The organism is Endozoicomonas sp., from assembly GCF_051008435.1.
GTDB lineage: Bacteria > Pseudomonadota > Gammaproteobacteria > Pseudomonadales > Endozoicomonadaceae > Endozoicomonas_A.
Map to the genome: position 1 here is coordinate 1 of NZ_JBPCXO010000020.1, position 1,836 is coordinate 1,836.

Sequence of the window (1,836 nt, forward strand, 5' to 3'; positions counted from 1 at the left end):
TCTTGCTTCTTGCTTCTTGCTTCCTGCTTCCTGCTTCGGAAACAACTGAAGTACAAATCAGGTGAGGATGTTTATATGTTTTCAAGATTTTCCCGGGCACTGCTCCTGTGTACAAGTTTTCTTGTGAACAACACTGCGCTGGGTCTTGTCTATCACGGTGCCGGTGAGGGTAAGAGTGGAGAACGTTCTATTATCTTCGGGCAGGTACCTAACAACGTAGAACAACGAGTGATTCTTACAATCTGCGCTGATTCGGAGAGTGAAGAGATCAACATTCCTGATCTGCAAGCTGGTCCTTTCAGGATTGTTACTAATCCATCCGGGCCACTCTCTGCAGAAAGTTGTGCTTCCGTTGTGATTGCCTATCAGGGAACTGGAAACACAGATAGCTGCGTTTATGCTTATCATGAGAGTGAGATGACGGTTAATAATGATGCCATCAGATTATCAGGCATCACTGTCTCTCCTGGATACTGGAAAACTCTGCAGGATTATTCTGGCTGGCGGTACGCCGGAAGCCTCGAACAACCCCAGGGGCCTTATATGATTTCAGCCTCAAACGATAAGCTGTTATGGCTGAACAGGAAAGTCCCCTCAAAAACATACGGTTTTACTGATTACCGCCTCAATCAAACTACTGGTGACTTTTATTATCGATTTAACCGGTTGAATGCTGATCACCTGGAACCTTATGCCGATGTATTATCCAGCTTTGGACTGTCAGACCTCAACGATGGTATCTCTCTTATTAATGCAGGGGATGAGCAGGATGATTTTTTTGCTGGCGTTCAGTCTAATGGCTTTGTACTGACCTACAATATGTCTATCAGTAGCCCTCCCTCTTCTGTCGCTGATCCATTGGCTCCTTTATCCGCTGACTACTGGGTTCAGCAAGGTTTTGGCGGGAGTCCAAGACCGGGAGAGCTGGGTGGGTTATGCCTGATTAATGGTACTTGCATTGGCCTGTCTCCGGGGAGTAATGCCGTTGCTACAGATCATTGCCCCTGCGAATTTAATTATCCCAGTAAGGGTGAAAGTATTGCGGTGTCGCCTACTGGCAACTGCCTGGTGGTTGCTAACCCTCTTTATGATGAAATAAACACACTGCTCAGAAGTAAAGAAAATCCAGCCATTTTTGACCGGTCGTTTTTTAATGAAGTGGGAGGTAAGTCATTAATCGGAAAAAGACCGGAAATTGTCGCCATTGATAATACCGGCAGGGTTCTGATCGTTAACAAAAATTCAAATACAGCGATCCTGTGTTCATTACAGGAAGACCAGGATGAGTGTGAACTGACAGACTGTAGGGAGCAATGCCAGCCAGAGTACGCTTCAGTCACCAGTGCCGGTTTTCTGGAAGATAGTAATGGCTCCTTTTTTGTCACTAACGCTATGGATCATCGGATTCATGTCTTCGATGCCGGGGCAGCGAATTATACCGCTGGCCAGAATCCCAGGCACAGTGCGGCATCGTAAAAGCTGTAGCTCACCCTACAAAACCCATAGTTGCTCTGCTTTATCGCAACCCTGGACGAATGTACCTTTTACACTGGAATGGTTCGGAGTTTGAAGAAATTGTTCGTTTTGATGAACAGAAACTCGCCAGTTTTAAGCAACCCTCAGATGCTGTTTTTCTGAGCAGCGGAGAACATGATAATCTCTTTGTTGCTCTGGAAGGGTCGCAACAAATTGCCCGTTTTCAGGCTTTCCCTGATAATCATGAATTACCGAAAGGTCTGTTTGAGACCAGTATGAATCAGAGCTCGTATAGCAATTCCTCCTGCCTTTCATTGAACCATACCCTTACCCAGCTCTGTACTTACGGCAATCCTTCAG

The 1,836-nt window shown here is 46.0% G+C and carries 2 protein-coding genes; both read left to right on the forward strand.

Translation table 11 applies throughout. The features are described from left to right. On the forward strand, positions 1-1,476 hold a 1,476-nt coding region (locus ACR2PX_RS00740), incomplete at its 5' end, for a hypothetical protein (RefSeq protein ID WP_433997453.1). 59 nt (positions 1,477-1,535) lie between these two features. Further along, positions 1,536-1,836, forward strand: a 301-nt coding sequence (locus ACR2PX_RS00745) for a hypothetical protein (protein ID WP_433997454.1), incomplete at its 3' end; no start/stop codon positions are given.